Source organism: Streptomyces sp. NBC_01298 (assembly GCF_035978755.1).
Lineage (GTDB): Bacteria > Actinomycetota > Actinomycetes > Streptomycetales > Streptomycetaceae > Streptomyces.
Genome location: NZ_CP108414.1, coordinates 7,701,828 through 7,716,351 on the forward strand (window position 1 = coordinate 7,701,828; position 14,524 = coordinate 7,716,351).

10 protein-coding genes are annotated in these 14,524 nt (G+C 72.7%); 8 read left to right on the top strand and 2 right to left on the bottom strand.

Going from position 1 to position 14,524, the window contains the following annotated elements:
- Positions 1-32: 32 nt before the first annotated feature.
- Together OG730_RS35270 and OG730_RS35275 are read right to left on the bottom strand one after the other, a co-directional pair.
- The gene (locus OG730_RS35270) at positions 33-2,147 is read right to left on the bottom strand and encodes a galactose-binding domain-containing protein (protein ID WP_327308040.1); all 2,115 of its coding nucleotides are present in this window, start codon (positions 2,145-2,147) and stop codon (positions 33-35) included.
- 195 nt (positions 2,148-2,342) lie between these two features.
- Positions 2,343-3,161 (bottom strand): helix-turn-helix transcriptional regulator, encoded by an 819-nt coding sequence (locus OG730_RS35275; protein ID WP_327308041.1) that lies wholly within the window; start codon positions 3,159-3,161, stop codon positions 2,343-2,345.
- A gap of 49 nt (positions 3,162-3,210) precedes the next feature.
- On the opposite strand from OG730_RS35275, the gene OG730_RS35280 reads away from it, so the two are divergent.
- The 8 genes from OG730_RS35280 to OG730_RS35315 all read left to right on the top strand — a co-directional run bounded on the left by OG730_RS35280 (position 3,211) and on the right by OG730_RS35315 (position 14,453).
- Positions 3,211-3,687 carry a DUF2000 family protein gene (locus OG730_RS35280; protein ID WP_327308042.1) on the top strand — a complete coding sequence of 159 codons (477 nt, stop codon included), beginning with the start codon at positions 3,211-3,213 and terminating at the stop codon, positions 3,685-3,687.
- Between the two features lie 462 nt (positions 3,688-4,149).
- Complete coding sequence (locus OG730_RS35285) at positions 4,150-4,731, top strand: hypothetical protein (RefSeq protein WP_327308043.1); 582 nt, start codon at positions 4,150-4,152, stop codon at positions 4,729-4,731.
- Positions 4,728-5,750 carry a phosphate ABC transporter permease subunit PstC gene (pstC, locus tag OG730_RS35290; protein ID WP_327308044.1) on the top strand — a complete coding sequence of 341 codons (1,023 nt, stop codon included), beginning with the start codon at positions 4,728-4,730 and terminating at the stop codon, positions 5,748-5,750. The genes OG730_RS35285 and pstC overlap by 4 nt, the downstream gene beginning before the upstream one ends.
- On the top strand, positions 5,747-7,087 hold the full coding sequence (pstA, locus tag OG730_RS35295) for a phosphate ABC transporter permease PstA (RefSeq protein ID WP_327308045.1): 1,341 nt from the start codon (positions 5,747-5,749) through the stop codon (positions 7,085-7,087). The genes pstC and pstA overlap by 4 nt, the downstream gene beginning before the upstream one ends.
- Positions 7,088-7,156: 69 nt before the next feature.
- Complete coding sequence (pstS, locus tag OG730_RS35300) at positions 7,157-8,956, top strand: phosphate ABC transporter substrate-binding protein PstS (protein ID WP_327308046.1); 1,800 nt, start codon at positions 7,157-7,159, stop codon at positions 8,954-8,956.
- Positions 8,956-11,667, top strand: coding sequence for a hypothetical protein (locus OG730_RS35305; protein ID WP_327308047.1), 2,712 nt, complete (start codon positions 8,956-8,958; stop codon positions 11,665-11,667). The genes pstS and OG730_RS35305 overlap by 1 nt, the downstream gene beginning before the upstream one ends.
- A gap of 180 nt (positions 11,668-11,847) precedes the next feature.
- On the top strand, positions 11,848-12,840 hold the full coding sequence (locus OG730_RS35310) for a substrate-binding domain-containing protein (RefSeq protein WP_327308048.1): 993 nt from the start codon (positions 11,848-11,850) through the stop codon (positions 12,838-12,840).
- A 65-nt stretch (positions 12,841-12,905) separates the two neighbouring features.
- Complete coding sequence (locus tag OG730_RS35315) at positions 12,906-14,453, top strand: Ig-like domain repeat protein (RefSeq protein WP_327308049.1); 1,548 nt, start codon at positions 12,906-12,908, stop codon at positions 14,451-14,453.
- Positions 14,454-14,524: the final 71 nt, after the last annotated feature.

Genomic DNA, 14,524 nt, shown 5'->3' on the forward strand with positions numbered 1-14,524 from the left:
CGGCCTGCTCCCGGACACCCCCCTCGACGCCGTCAGCTGCTGTATACGCCGACTTCATGCAGGGAGTAACCCCATTGCGTGCCGCGTCCCGCTCCGTGGACGCGTACGTAACGGGCCGGAACTCCGGCGAACCTCGCCGTGTCCACCCCGCCGTCACCCTCGGCCGTGGACCAGGCCGTCTTCCAGTCCGTCCCGTCCGTGGAGACCTCGATGCGGTACGAACGCCCGTACGCGGCCTCCCAGTCCAGGGTGACCCGCCTCACCAGCTCCTGCGAGCCGAGGTCCACCTGCAGCCACTGGTCGTCGTTCCACTCGCTCGCCCAGCGGCTGCCCCGGTTGCCGTCGAAGGCGAGGCCGGGCGCGAAGCTGACGAAGGGGTTCCACCATTCGGACGTGCTGGCGGAGGAGGGCCGGCCCGCGGCGAGGTTCACGCCGGCCTTGTGCTGCTCCGACGCGCCCCAGGTGCGCAGGTAGGACTCGGCGCCCTTGAACAGGTCGTCCACCACGCCCTGTCCGCCGGTGAGCCGGATGTCCTCGATCCAGTCGGGCACCAGGCCGTAGTGCGAGGCGCCGTCGGTGTTGAGGTCCCAAGTGCGCTGGCCGGTGGTCTGCTTGTCGATGACGGACCCGCCGTCGGTGCTGCGGAAGGGGTAGGTGACCGGGTTCGGGGTGTTGGCCCCGCGCGGGCCGGGCCAGCCGCCGACGCCGTTCATGTCGGTGCCGTAGCCGTAGCCGACGTTGTACTTCTCGCGCAGGGCGTCCGTGCGCTTGGCTTCCGCGCTGAAGCCCTCGGAGCCGCCCATGTACGCGGCGGCGAAGCCGCCGAGCTTGTAGAGCCGCTCCATCCAGCCGAGGTCCATCCAGCTGTGCGAGGAGATCACGCCCGGGTAGTTCTCGGTCTCCATGATGTCGAAGGCCTGGCCGGCCGCCTTGACGCTCATGTGGTCGAGCTCGAGCATCATCTTGCGCTTCATCATGCCGCGCACCGCGTAGTCACCGAGGTCGGTGAGGCCGCGGGTGTTGCACTGGGCGCCCGAGGCGTACGAGGGCACGCTCACGCCCGCCGGAAGCTGCTTCTCCGCCGAAGCCGCGGGGGCCAGGCCGATCGGGTTGTCGTGCTGCGGGCCGGTGCACGCTTCCGTCTTCCAGAAGGTGCCGGTCGACAGGAACTGCCCGACGTTGATGGCCGTTCCCAGGGCGCCCTCGTCGAAGCGGACCCCGCACAGGGCGTTGTCGAACTTGTGGCACAGGAACATGCTGCGCACGCCGAGGTTGTACAGCTCGTCGAGGCCGCGGTCGATGTCCGCCTTGCCGCACTGGGCGACGTCCAGGATCTGCTTGCAGCCGAAGGGCTCGGAGGTCTCCACACCGAGGACCACGGCCAGCTTGCCCTGCTTGATCACCTCGCGGGCCTGGGCGGAGTCGGTGACGATGCGGAACCAGCCCTTGCCGGCGCCGCCGTACATCTTGTCGACGAAGGCCTGCATGTCGTAGGTCTTCTTCGCCTCCAGCCGGATGGCGGTCATCTCGTCGCAGCCGCGGTCCTTGAAGAAGTAGACCGAGCAGATCACCCCGTTGGTGACGAGGTCGTTGACCAGGACGCGCTGGCCGCCGCGCCAGGCGCGCTCGATCCAGGCGTAGTAGTTCTGCTGGTGGGTCAGCGAGTCGTGGGCGGGCCAGTCCTTGAAGGTGGGCCAGCCGTCGGGGTCGTGCTTGCCGTCGCCGCCCTTGGTGATGAAGTCGAAGATCGCCAGGCTGCCGTCCGGGTAGTGCTCGGGACAGTCCTTGAGCGCGTCGGCGATCCCGGTGTCGGAGAACGGCTTCCCGCAGATCAGCCGGCCGCCGAAGCCCTCGTTGGACATGATGTGGTCGTGCGCGTCGACGAAGCCCCGGACGTTGCCCTGGGCGTCGGTGCCCTTGAAGGGCTCACCGGTCACGTTGATCTGGGAGTCGGGCGCGGGCCGTGCGGTCGGGTTCCACCAGCCGTTGTCGGCCGCCGCCCCGGGCACCGGGCCCAGCGTGAGGGCGAGCAGGCCGAGGAGCAGGGACAGGACCGCGAACGGCCTGCGCCGCGGGCGGGGGCGCGGTTCCGGTCGTTGCCTTCGTGGTGCTCTGTCTTCTTGGCGTGCTCGGCGTTCTGGGGTCATGGCCACTACTCACGTCCTCGGTCGGCGGAGGGCGCGGTCGAGGACACGGTCCACCGGAGGCGTGGCAGCCCTGGCACCTGTTTGTCATGTCCCGCGCAAGCATTGGGTCGAGAATCGCTACTGCCGGGTACAGAGTCAAGAGTCCGGGTCAGATGACCTGATGGATCGTCACCCTAGTGGCACGGCGGGCCCACGTCAGCGGGATGCGGAGAACCGGCCGTAGCGCCCGGGGGTGGTGCCGACGACGCGCTTGAAGTGCCGGGTGAAGTGCGACTGGTCGTAGAAGCCCGCCGCGACCGCGACCTCGGCGGCCGGGCGGCCGTCCAGGAGCAGCCGGCGGGCCAGGGCGATCCGGCGCGAGACGAGGTACTGGTGCGGGGCGATGCCGAAGGCCCCGCTGAACGCGCGCACCAGATGGGCGGGGTGGGCCCGGAGCAGGCCGGCCGCCTCGTCCAGGGACAGGCCGTCGGGCGCCCGCTCGTCCAGCAGCTCGCGCAGGCTCCGCGCGAGACCGGGGCCGGGGCCGGACCGTGCGGCCGGGGTGCCCGGGAGTTCGAGGCGGGGCCGGAGCAGCGTGCGCAGCCGCTCGCCGATCAGGGCCAGCCGGCTCTCCGCCTCGAACTCGTCACCGGGGGCCGCAAGGACCCGGTGGAGCTGCCCGACGCGGCGGCGCAGTACGGGGTCGGTGAGGTCGGGGCCGTCCACGGCGGCGCCGATGAGGCGCTCGTCCAGCAGGGTCGTGTCGAGGTAGACCACGCGTTTTCGGAACCCGTGCGGGGTCGCGGCCGAGCCGTTGTGCGGAACCTGGGGCGGGAGCAGGCTCACGGTGCCGCCCGGGGCGCCGCGGCGGTGGCGGTCCAGGTCGTAGCGGATGGCGCCGTCGTCGACGATCAGCAGGGTCCACGCGTCGTGGACGTGCATGGGGTAGGCGTGGGCGGTGAAGCGGGCGTGGAACACCTCGACGACCCCCGCGACCCGCGGACGCCAGGCCGAGACCTCCTGCTGGGGCTGCACGCAAAGAACGTACAAGACCGTGCGCGGGGACGCCCGGCAGTCTCAGGGCATGAGCGACGAGAAGAAGATCGAGAAGCAGGACGGACGGGGCGAGCGGCCCGGCGCGGACGGGCCCGTGCGGTTCGACACCAAGATCGCGGTGCTGCTGCGCGAGGACCTGGAGACCTGGCAGCGGCTGAACGTCACCGCGTTCCTCGTCAGCGGGCTCGGTACGGCGCTCCCCGAGGTGGTCGGCGAGCCGTACGAGGACGCCGACGGGACCTCCTACCTGCCGATGTTCCGCCAGCCCGTACTGGTCTTCGAGGGCGGGAAGGAGACGGTGACGGCGGCGCACGCGCGGGCGGTGGGACGCGGCCTGGCGACGGCGGTGTTCACCTCGGACCTGTTCGGCACGGGCCACGACCGGGCCAACCGGGCGGCCGTGGCGGCGGTGGGGAAGGATCACCTGGACTTGGTCGGGATCGCCGTCCACGGGGCGCGCAACGCGGTGGACAAGGTGCTCAAGGGGGCCCGCATGCACCGGTGAGTGACCCGCGAGCCGAACCGGTGGCGGGATGCCGTTTCGGCCACCCGGTGGTCGGGCAAGGTCGCTGCGGCGCGGCCCGCCGGGGGTCCCGGGACCCGGCGCGGGAGCCCCGCCCCGTGCTGTGCGGCGCCCTTCCGTCGCCAGGTCCTGAGCCCCTTCGTGGCGATTCTGTGGAGGTCGCCCGGGGACCGTTCACGGCCCGATCCCCGGCACCGCTGGGGAATCGCGCCATCGGGCGCGAAACACGCCTCCGCCGCCCGTTCACGTGCTCTCCGTTTCTGCTTCACCGATCCGTGTGTCCCAGAGCCCTACGCCCCGTGGATTGTCATGCCCGCGGCCATGGGTGGGTGGCCGTTTTCCGGCCACGCACGGCTTGTGGGGAAGGGGGGCGGTCCGGTGTCTCAGCCACGTTTTCTGTTCGTGTCCTGGGTGGATGTAGAAAGACGTCAGGCGCCTGCGCCAATGGCGGGGGGACCGCACGGGGTGTGCGGGAGCGGCAGCCACGGCGGCCAGGGCTGCAACGGAGGCCAGGGAGGCGGGCCCGACGCCGTCACCTGGCGCCTGGTCGGCTCCAACAATCACGAACTCGGCCGCAGCCCCTCCGTGTTCCGCGCCCTCGGCGCCTGCGGCGCGGCCGTGGAACGGCTCCGGGAGCGGATCGGCGAGGCCGTCCCGATCGTGGCGATGTCCACGGCCACGGCCTCGGCCGCGAGGGCGGGTGCGGGTGCGGGAACGGCCGCGGGTACGGCTACGGGCCCTCGCGGGGTGGGCGGTGCGGTCCAGGGCGGCCCCGGTGCCCTGTCCGGCTCCGGTGTCGGCGCCTGGACCTGGCAGCTCCTCCTCGACGAGCAGTGCGTGGCCGTGGCCGTCCGCACCTTCCGCCGCCAGCGCGAATGCCGGCACAGCCTCCAGCTGTTCCTGTCCGCCGCCGCCGAGGCGCAGGTGGCCTCCGGGGTCACCCACACCCGACGGCTGCGCGGTCTGCGGCTGCCCGGTGCCGGGGACGCCCCGGGGCTGGCCCTGCGCGGGGGAGGCCCGCGATGACCACGACCACGGTGATCCCCCCGGCCGTCCCCGAGGACGAGCGCATCACCCCGCGCGCCCTGTCCGGAAGCGGCGATCCGGCCGACCGGATCTTCCGCGGCTCGGCCCGCACGGCCGGCGCCGCCGTCCTGCTCGTCATGACCCTGGTCGGCGTCTTCCTCGGGGTCCGCGCCGTGAGCGCCCTGGACGACGCCGGCTGGTCCTTCCTCACGACCTCCGCCTGGGAACCCGACTCCCACAACTTCGGTGTGGCGGCGGTGCTGGTCGGCACCCTGCTGATCGGCGGCGTCGCGATCTCCTTCGCGCTGCCGCTGGCGATGGGCACCGCGCTCTACATCACCGAGTACGCGCCGCGCCGCGTCAAGCAGACCCTGATCAGCCTCGTCGACCTGATGGCCGCGGTGCCCAGCGTGGTCTACGGCCTGTGGGGCCTGTTCCTCTTCCAGCCGCACGTGGTCGGGCTGTCCCGCTGGCTGACCACGTACCTGGGCTGGTTCCCGCCCTTCGCGGTCGACGGGGACGACCCGAGCGATCCGCTCAGCCCGAACACCTTCTACACCTCCTCCACCTTCATCGCGGGCATGGTCGTCGCGCTGATGGTGACGCCGATCGCCTGTTCGGTGATGCGCGAGGCCTTCGCCCAGGCGCCGCCCGGCGAGCGCGAGGGCGCCTTCGCGCTCGGCGCCACCCCGTGGGGCGTCATCCGCTCCGTCGTCCTGCCCTTCGGCAGGGGCGGGATCATCGGCGGCACCATGCTCGGGCTCGGCCGGGCACTGGGCGAGACCATCGCCGTCTACCTGATCATCTCCCCGGTCTTCGTGATCCAGCCGCACGTCCTCCAGAACGGCGCCATCTCCGTGTCCGCCCTGATCGCCCTGCGCTACGGCTCGGCCAGCCCCCTCGGGATATCCGCCCTCATGGCGGCCGGCCTCACCCTCTTCCTGATGACCCTGGTGGTCAACTTCATCGCCTCCTCGGTCGTGGCCCGCAGCCGCTCCGGAGCGGGGGCCGACGCATGACCGCCCTCACGCACAAGCCGCACCTCCCGGGCGCCGCCGACGCCGCGGCCGGTCCCGGTGCCGCGAACGGTCCCGGCGCCCCGGACGCCCCCGCCGCCACCGTCCGCCCGCCCGTGGTGCGGGACGGTGCCGGGGTCCCGCCCGAACACCGGCGCAACACCGCGACATTGCACCTGCGCGACGTCCTCGCCATGGCGGGCGCGGCCGCCGCCGCGCTCGCCGTGACCGCCCTGCTGTTCGGCCGGCTCCTGCCCTTCAACGCGCCCCTCGGCTTCGTGGTCGTCCTCTACCTGGCCTTCATGGCCCTCTACGCCGTCCTGGTGTCCCTCGACGAATCCGCCGCCACCGTGCGGGCCCGCCTCGCGCAGGTCCTCGTGCACAGCATCGCGGCCCTGCTGATGACGGCCCTGGTGTTCGTCGTCGGCTACGTGCTGATGCGCGGCTGGTCCGCCCTGGCCCACCTCAACTTCTTCACCGAGGACATGGCCGCCACCGGCCCGCTGGAGCCGCTGACCCAGGGCGGGGCGCTGCACGCGATCGTCGGCACCCTGGAGCAGATCGGCATCGCGCTGGCCGTGTCCGTACCGCTGGGGCTGGCCTGCGCGGTGTTCCTCAACGAAGTGCCGGGCCGCTACGCCCGGTTCGTCCGCACCATCGTCGAAGCGATGACCGCGCTGCCCTCCATCGTGGCCGGCCTGTTCGTCTACGCGACCTGGATCCTGCTGCTCCACTTCGACAAGTCCGGATTCGCCGCCGCCCTCGCGCTGTCCGTGATGATGCTGCCGATCGTCATCAGGGCCTCCGACGTGGTGATCCGGCTCGTGCCGGGCTCGCTGAAGGAGGCCTCCTACGCGCTGGGGGCCGGTCAGTGGCGCACCGTGTGGACGGTGGTCCTGCCCACGTCCCGGTCCGGACTGACCACCGCCGTCATCCTGGGCACCGCCCGTGGCATCGGGGAGACCTCCCCGGTGCTGCTCACCTCGGGCATTGCCAACGGGCTCAACGCCAATCCCTTCGAGGGGCCGCAACTCTCGCTGCCGCTCGCGGTCTTCAGCCTGGTCCAGTCCCCGGAGAAGTCCATGATCGCCCGCGGGTTCGGCTGCGCCGCCCTGCTGATGGGGCTGGTGCTGCTGCTCTTCGTGCTCGCCCGCGTCATCGGCGGCAAGGCCCCGGGGCAGCTCGGCCGCGGGGCCCAGCACCGCCGGGTCCTCGCCTCCGCCCGTGACCTGGAGCGGATGCGGGCCCGGGCCGCCGAGCGGGACCTCGCCCTGGCCGAAGAGGAGGCCGGGGGGCCGGAGCCACAGGGGTGGCCGGCCGTACCTCCGCCCCGGGCGTAGCCGCCCCGCTCCTCGCGGCACCGCGCCGCGTCCATTCGTACGATCTGTGACCGATCAGGAGAGTTACCCATGCCCGGACGACCCCCGGCATACCCCGTGCGTGCGCCTTCGGGCGACCGCGCACCCACCCGGCGCGGAAGCCTCCTCCTCCGCGGACTCGCGCTGCTCCTGGCGGCGCTGGCCGCCGTCCTGCCCGGCGCGGCGCCGGCCGCCGCCGAGAGCTACGTGCCGGTCTCCGGCGCGGGTTCCACCTGGAGCCAGAACGCCCTCGACCAGTGGCGGGCCAACGTCAAGCAGTACGGCATGACGGTCAACTACAGCGGTACGGGATCGTCCGACGGCCGCAACCAGTTCCGCAACGGCACGGTCGACTTCGCGGTCTCCGAGATCCCGTACGGGATCAAGGACTCGGGGGTCGTGGACCCGCCGCCCTCGCGGAAGTTCGCCTACATGCCCATCGTCGCGGGCGGTACGGCCTTCATGTACAACCTCAAGATCGGCAACCGCCGGGTCACCAACCTCCGCCTCTCCGGGGAGAACGTGGCCAAGATCTTCACCGGCGTGATCACCACCTGGAACGACCCGGCGATCAAGGCCGACAACCCGGGCCTCGCCACCGCCCTCCCCGCCCGCAGGATCGTCCCCGTCGTCCGCTCCGACGGCTCGGGCACGACGGCCCAGCTCACCAAGTGGCTGAGCACACAGCACGGCGGGCTGTGGGACGCGTACTGCGGCAAGGCCGGCCGCTCCACGCCCTGCGGGCAGACCTCCAACTACCCCACCATCGCCGGGCGCGGGTTCGTCGGTCAGTCCGGCTCCAACGGCGTCTCCGGCTACGTGGCCCAAGAGGGCAACATCGGCACCATCACGTACGTGGAGTACTCCTACGCGGTCTCCACGACGGGCTTCCCGGTCGTCAAGGTCCTCAACAAGTCGGGCTACTACACCGAACCCACCGCCCAGAACGTCGCCGTGTCGCTCGGCAACGCGCAGATCGACCCCGTCGACCTCACGCAGAAGCTGGAAGGCGTCTACACGGGGGCCGACGAGCGGACCTACCCGCTCTCCAGCTACAGCTACATGATCATCCCGACGGCGCAGGAGTCGAACTTCAACCCGCAGAAGGGCAAGGCGCTCGGCGCCTTCGCCTACTACTTCCTCTGCGAGGGCCAGCGCTCCGTCGACCGGCTCGGCTACTCGCCGCTCCCCATCAACCTCGTCCAGGCGGGTCTGACGCAGGTGCGCCGCATCCCCGGCGTGGTCGTGGCCAACATCGACATCAAGAACTGCCGCAACCCCACCTTCTCGCCCGACGGCAGGAACATCCTGGCCGAGACCGCCCCGAAGCCCGCCGCCTGCGACAAGCAGGGCCCCACCCAGTGCGAGACCGGCACCGGCGGCAACAAGAACCCCACGCAGAACGGCAGTTCCGGTGGCGGCGGCGCGGCGGCCTCCGGCGGGGCCACGGGCGGCGGTGCGGCGGCCTCCGGCGGCGGCACGGGGGGTACGGGCGGCACGGGAGGCGCGGCCTCCGGCGGGGCCACGGGCGGCTCCGCGGGAACGGCCGCGGGCGGCACGGCCGGAGCCACCGGCGGGAGCGGCGCGGCGGCCGCCACCGGCGGTACGGGTGACGGCTCGGCCAGCGGCGGCGCGGACGGCGGGGGCGTGGACCCGGTGACCGGGCAGCCCCTCGCGGCGGGCGCGGCCGACCTGTTCGGCATCCCCGTCACCACCTCGACCGGCATCGGCGGGTCCCTGCAGACCGTCCTGATGGTGCTCGGCGCCCTGATCCTGCTGGCCGTCACGGTCGCCCCTCCGCTGGTCACCCGGCGCCTTTCCCGGCGCGGCCGTACGGGAGGCGGGTCCTGATGCGCGTCCCGCTCCTCCGTACGGTGCACCGCACACCGCCGCGCACGCGCCGGATCCGGCTGCTCTTCGGCTCGCTGTGCCTGGTCCTGCTCCCCGTGGTCGCCACCTCCGGGCCCGCGGGCCTGGGGCCGCAGGCCGCGTACGCCGCCACCGGGGACGCCGCGGGCTCCGAGGTCACCGTGTCCGGGGCCGGCGACTTCGCCGACCTCAAGGTGACCGTCGGCCAGACCCGCAACCTCGTCGGCCAGGTCGTCAAGATCTCCTGGACCGGCGGCAAGCCCACGGTCTCCGACACCGCATACAGCGCCAACTACCTCCAGATCATGCAGTGCTGGGGCGACGCGTCCACCGGCCCCGCCGTCGACCAGTGCCAGTTCGGCGGTTCCTCCGCCCTCGGCGCCGGCGCGGGCAACCAGGCCGGCGCCTACACCAACACCCGCCAGCTCAACTACGGGGACAACCTCCAGGACTCGGAACACGAGCCGCTGCCGCCGCCCACCCCGAGCGGGATCTCCTACGCCCCCTTCCGCACGGTCGGCGGGGACCCGGTCAGCCCGGGCAACTGGAACGAGTTCTACGACGTCAACAGCACCAACGAGGTTCCGTACGCCCGCACCAACGCCCGCGGCTCCGGCGAGGTCTGGTTCGAGACCCAGACCGCCATCGAAGCCCCGGGCCTCGGCTGCGGCACCGCGGTCACCGGTTCCGGCGGCGCCGTCACCGGACGGGGCTGCTGGCTGGTGGTCGTGCCGCGCGGCGAGAAGGAGGTCGACGGCAGCGCGTACACCGCGCAGTCCAGCGGCCAGCTCCAGTCCTCCCCGCTCAGCCCGGCCAACTGGAAGCAGCGCCTCGTCGTCCCGCTCGGCTTCGAACCCCTCGGCAGCTACTGCCCCATCGGCGCCGAGGAACGCGGCACCCTCGGCTCCGAGATGGCCGCCGAGGCCGTCACCCGCTGGCAGCCCGCCCTGTGCCAGACCGGCGGCAAGGCCATCTACGGCTACGCCCAGGTCCCCGACGAGACGGCCCGCGTCAAGCTGCTCTCGGGCACGCCCGGGCTGGTCTTCCTCGGCCGGCCGGCGCCGGCCGACCCCGCCCGCAAACCCGTCTACGCGCCCGTGGCGCTCTCCGGCATCACCATCGGCTTCTTCATCGAGAGCCAGGCCGGATTCCAGGCGCCCGACGAGGTCAGGGCCCGCAACGGCATCCGGCTCGGCAGCCTGCGGCTCACCCCGAGGCTGGTGGCGAAGCTGCTGACCGAGTCCTACCAGGACGGCAACTCGCGCTTCGCCGCGAGCACCGCGAAGAACCCGGTGAACCTGGGCCACGACCCGGAGTTCATGCATCACAACCCCGACTACGCGGGTCTGGACTTCGGCGGCAAGCTCGGTGACGCCCTGGTCCCGCAGCCGCTCGCCGACACCACCCGGCAGCTGTGGGAGTGGGTATCGCGGGACCCGGCCGCCCGGGAGTTCCTCGACGGCACCCCCGACAACACCGGCGCCCACGGGGACGCCTCGTACGCCGGGATGGCGGTGAACCCGAACTACCGGGGGATCTCCCTGCCGGTGGACACCTTCCCCAAGAGCGATCCGTACTGCCAGCCCTTCCCTGAGGAACACCCCGAGTTCCCGCTCTGCATCCAGGACAAGCACCCCTACGCCACCGACATGCACGCCGCCGCGCGCGCCGCGAGCCGGGGGGACACCCTGGCCCGTACCTCCTGGGACGCCACGGCCACCCCGCCCACGTACAAGAAGGACCCGCCGCAGCTCGCCGGTTCGCGCGCCGTGCTCGCCGTCACCGATACCGCGACCGCCGACCGGTACGGCCTGGTGCGCGCCGAACTCCTCAACGCGGGCGGGAAGTTCGTCGCGCCCGAGCCCGCCGCGCTGATCGCCGCCGCGAAGGCCCGCAAGGCCGGGGCCGACGGGGTCAGTTCACCCGACCCGGCGGCCGCGGACCCGGCGGCGTACCCGCTCACCGTCCTCACCTACGCCGCCACCGTGCCCGCCGACCTCACGGAGGCGGAGGGCAGGGACTACGGCGCCATGCTGGCCTACGCGGCCGGCCAGGGGCAGACCCCGGGCGTGGCGGCGGGCAGCCTGCCGCACGGCTACGCCCCGCTGCCGCAGGCCCTGCGCGCCCAGACCCGGGCGGCGGCGCAGCGGGTGAGCACCGAGGCGGGCAAGAAGCCGACGCCGTCGCCGGAGCCTTCGGCGCCGAGCAGCCCGCCCCCGGGCGGCGCGGGCGGTACCCCGTCCGGTACGGGCGGCTCGGCGGCCACCGGCGGCTCCGGCTCCGGCTCCGCGGGTACAGGGACCTCCGGCTCCGCATCCTCGGCGGCGGGCACCGGCTCCGCGGCGGGCGGCGCGGCGGGGCCCGGCCCCGCCCCGGCCTCGCCCAGCGCCGCCGCGGCGGTCACGGGCGGCGCGGGCGCCACCGGCACCTCGGGCGCCCCGGCCGCGCAGGCGACGGGGGCCACACCGGCCTGGGCCGTCGGAGCCATCCGCAACGTCCTGCTGGTCTGCCTCGTCGTGGGGGCGCTCGCCGCCTTCGCGGGGCCGCTGCTCCCGCGCTTCCTGCCCGGGGCCCTGTCCTGGCTGCGGTCGCTGCGCGGCGCGGCGGGCGGGGCGGCCGTGGGTCTGCCGGCGGACTGGGCGACCCACAAGAAACCCGGCCCGAGGGACTGGAGCCCGCCGGACAAGGACTGAAGTCCGCCGGACCAGCACTGAAGTCCGCGCCGCGGCTCCGCACGACGAAGGGCCGCGGCTCCCACGACGAGAGGAGGTGATGCCCGGCGACGACCGTCTGACCAATCCGCGCCAACGGAACTTCATCCCACGCGCGCCGGGCACCACCCCGGGCGCAGCCTAGCTGAGGGGTCATCCCAAGTGAACAAGAAGAAAATCGCCTTCGGCGTCTCGGCCTTCGCTCTCGCGGCGACCGTCGCCGGAGCCGGCCTCGCCGCCGCCGACCCGTCGGGCGCGCCGACGTACCGACAGCTCTCCGGCGTCGGCTCCGACACGACCCAGGACGTCATGAACGGCATGGCCCAGGCCATCACCGTCAACGGCCAGAAGGTCATCGGCTCCTACGACTCCACCGGCTCCGCGAACATCACCACCAAGGACCCGGCCAACGGGAACTGCACCATCGCCCGCCCGAACGGCTCGGGCGCCGGCCGCTCCGCGCTGCTCACCTCCCTCCAGGCCGGCAACGGCTGTCTGGACTTCGCCCGTTCCTCCTCGCTGAACCTGGCGGCGGCGGCTCCGGGCCTGACCTACGTGCCCTTCGCGGTCGACGGCGTCAGCTACGCCATCACCCCCAGCTCGGCGATCCCGCGCAAGCTTCTCCTGACCGACCTGAAGGCGATCTACCACTGCGACCCGAACTACGTGGGTTCGGGCCCCAACTACGCCATGACGGTCTACCTGCCGCAGGCCGGCTCGGGCACCCGCAGCTTCTGGGAGTCCCAGATGGGGATCACGGACGCCGACGTCGTCGCCGGCGTCTACCCCTGCATCAAGGACAAGAAGGGCACCACCCCGGTGCAGGAGCACGACGGCCGCCTCCTCGACGACAAGTCGATCGTGCCGTTCTCCATCGCCCAGTACCAGTCGCAGTCCTCGCAGACCATCGCGGACCTGCGCGGCCGCGCCATCCTCGGCACGGTCGACGGCACGGCGCCCACCGTCCTCAACAGCGGGTTCGGCGTGAAGCGCGACGTCTACAACGTGATCCCGACCAGCAAGGTCGCCACCGCGCCGTGGAGCACCGTCTTCGTCGGCGCCAACTCCGAGGTCTGCAAGCAGACCTCGGTGATCAACACGTACGGCTTCGCCGCCAGCCCGAACTGCGGCGACACCACCAAGCAGACCCCCTGACCCTGATCGCCGCCCGAGCTTCACATTCTGGAGACGTTGTGCTGAAGAACAGAGTTTTGCGGACCATGGCCCTGGGGGTCGCCGCCGTGACCACCGCCTTCGCGGCGGGTCTGGCCGGGGCGAGCGCCGCGTACGCCGCCCCGATCGGCACCATCGAGATCAACCCGGCGACCGGTGCGGACACGTCCGGCATCGCGTTCACCACCTCGGACGCCTGCCCGGCCAACGCCACCAACGTGCTGGTCACGGTGGCGGGTTCCGGCTTCCCGGCCGAGGGCCTGAACGTGGTCGGCAACTCGCCCATCGCGACCTACCCGACCGCCGCCAACGGCGGCATGGTCATCCCGCTCACCTCCACCATGCGGGACTACGCCAGCCAGGCGGGCTTCACCACCCTGCAGGGCAAGTACGACTTCACCGTGATCTGCCGGACGGCCTTCAACGGCACCAGCCTCGGTGACTACACCGGCGCGATCTGGTTCACCTCCAACACCACCTACCAGAACACCGACCCGGCGGTGAAGACCGACACCGTCACCTCCCTCGCGGTCGCCCCGGCCGGCCCCTCGCAGGCGGGCACCCCGGTCACCCTCACCGCAGGCGTCACCCCGGCCGGCGCCGGCGGCACCGTCCAGTTCAAGGACGGCGCGGCCGACCTGGGCACCCCGGTCACCGTGAACAACGGCACCGCGGCGCTGACCACGTCCAACCTGACCGCCGGTACGCACGGCCTGACGGCCGTCTTCACACCGGCGAGCGCCTCGTACAACGGCTCGGCCTCCTCGGCCGTCTCCTACGTGGTCACGGCCGCCGCGGCCACGGCCACCACCACCGCCCTGGCCGTCTCCCCGGCCGGCACCGCGCCGCAGTACAGCCCGGTGACCCTGACCGGTACGGTCACCCCCGCGGGCGCGGCGGGCTCGGTGAAGTTCACCGACGCCGTCGGCGGCGCCACCACCACCCTGGGCACCGTCCCGGTGGCGAACGGCACCGCGGTGCTGAACACCAGCAGCCTCCCGGTGGGCAACCACTCCTTCACCGCCGTCTTCGTCCCGGCCAACGCGGGCGCGTTCCTGGGCTCCGACTCGGGCGCGATCCCGTACGTGGTGGGCGCCTTCGCGGGTGTCTCCGCCTCCGAGACGATCACGACCACCGTCAACTCGGGCGCGCTGGCCATCAGCGTCGCCAACCCGCAGGTCACCCTGCCCTCGCCGGTGCTGGGCGCCGACGGGGACCTGCTGACCACGGCCGGCTCCATCAACCCGGTCACCCTCACCGACACCCGCGCCGGCAACCCCGGCTGGACCGTCAGCGGCCAGGTCACCGACTTCTCCGACGGTGCCACCCACGCCATCAACGGCCAGAACCTGGGCTGGACCCCGAAGCTCGTCGACAAGGCGCCCGCGCAGACGGTGACGGCCGGTTCCGTCGTCCCCGCCGCGCACGGAGCGGCCGCCACCGACCCGGGCACCGCGGGCCTCAAGTCCGCCCGGACCCTCGCCAACGGCACCGGTCTCGGTACCGCGCACGTCACCGCCGACCTGGCGCTGAACGTCCCGACCTCCACGGTGGCCGGCACCTACTCCGCCACCCTCACGCTCACCGCCATCTGATCCAGGCGTGAGCTCCGGGTCGGAGCGGCCGCGCTTCCCCGCGGCCGCTCCGGCCCGCCCCTGACGCCTGG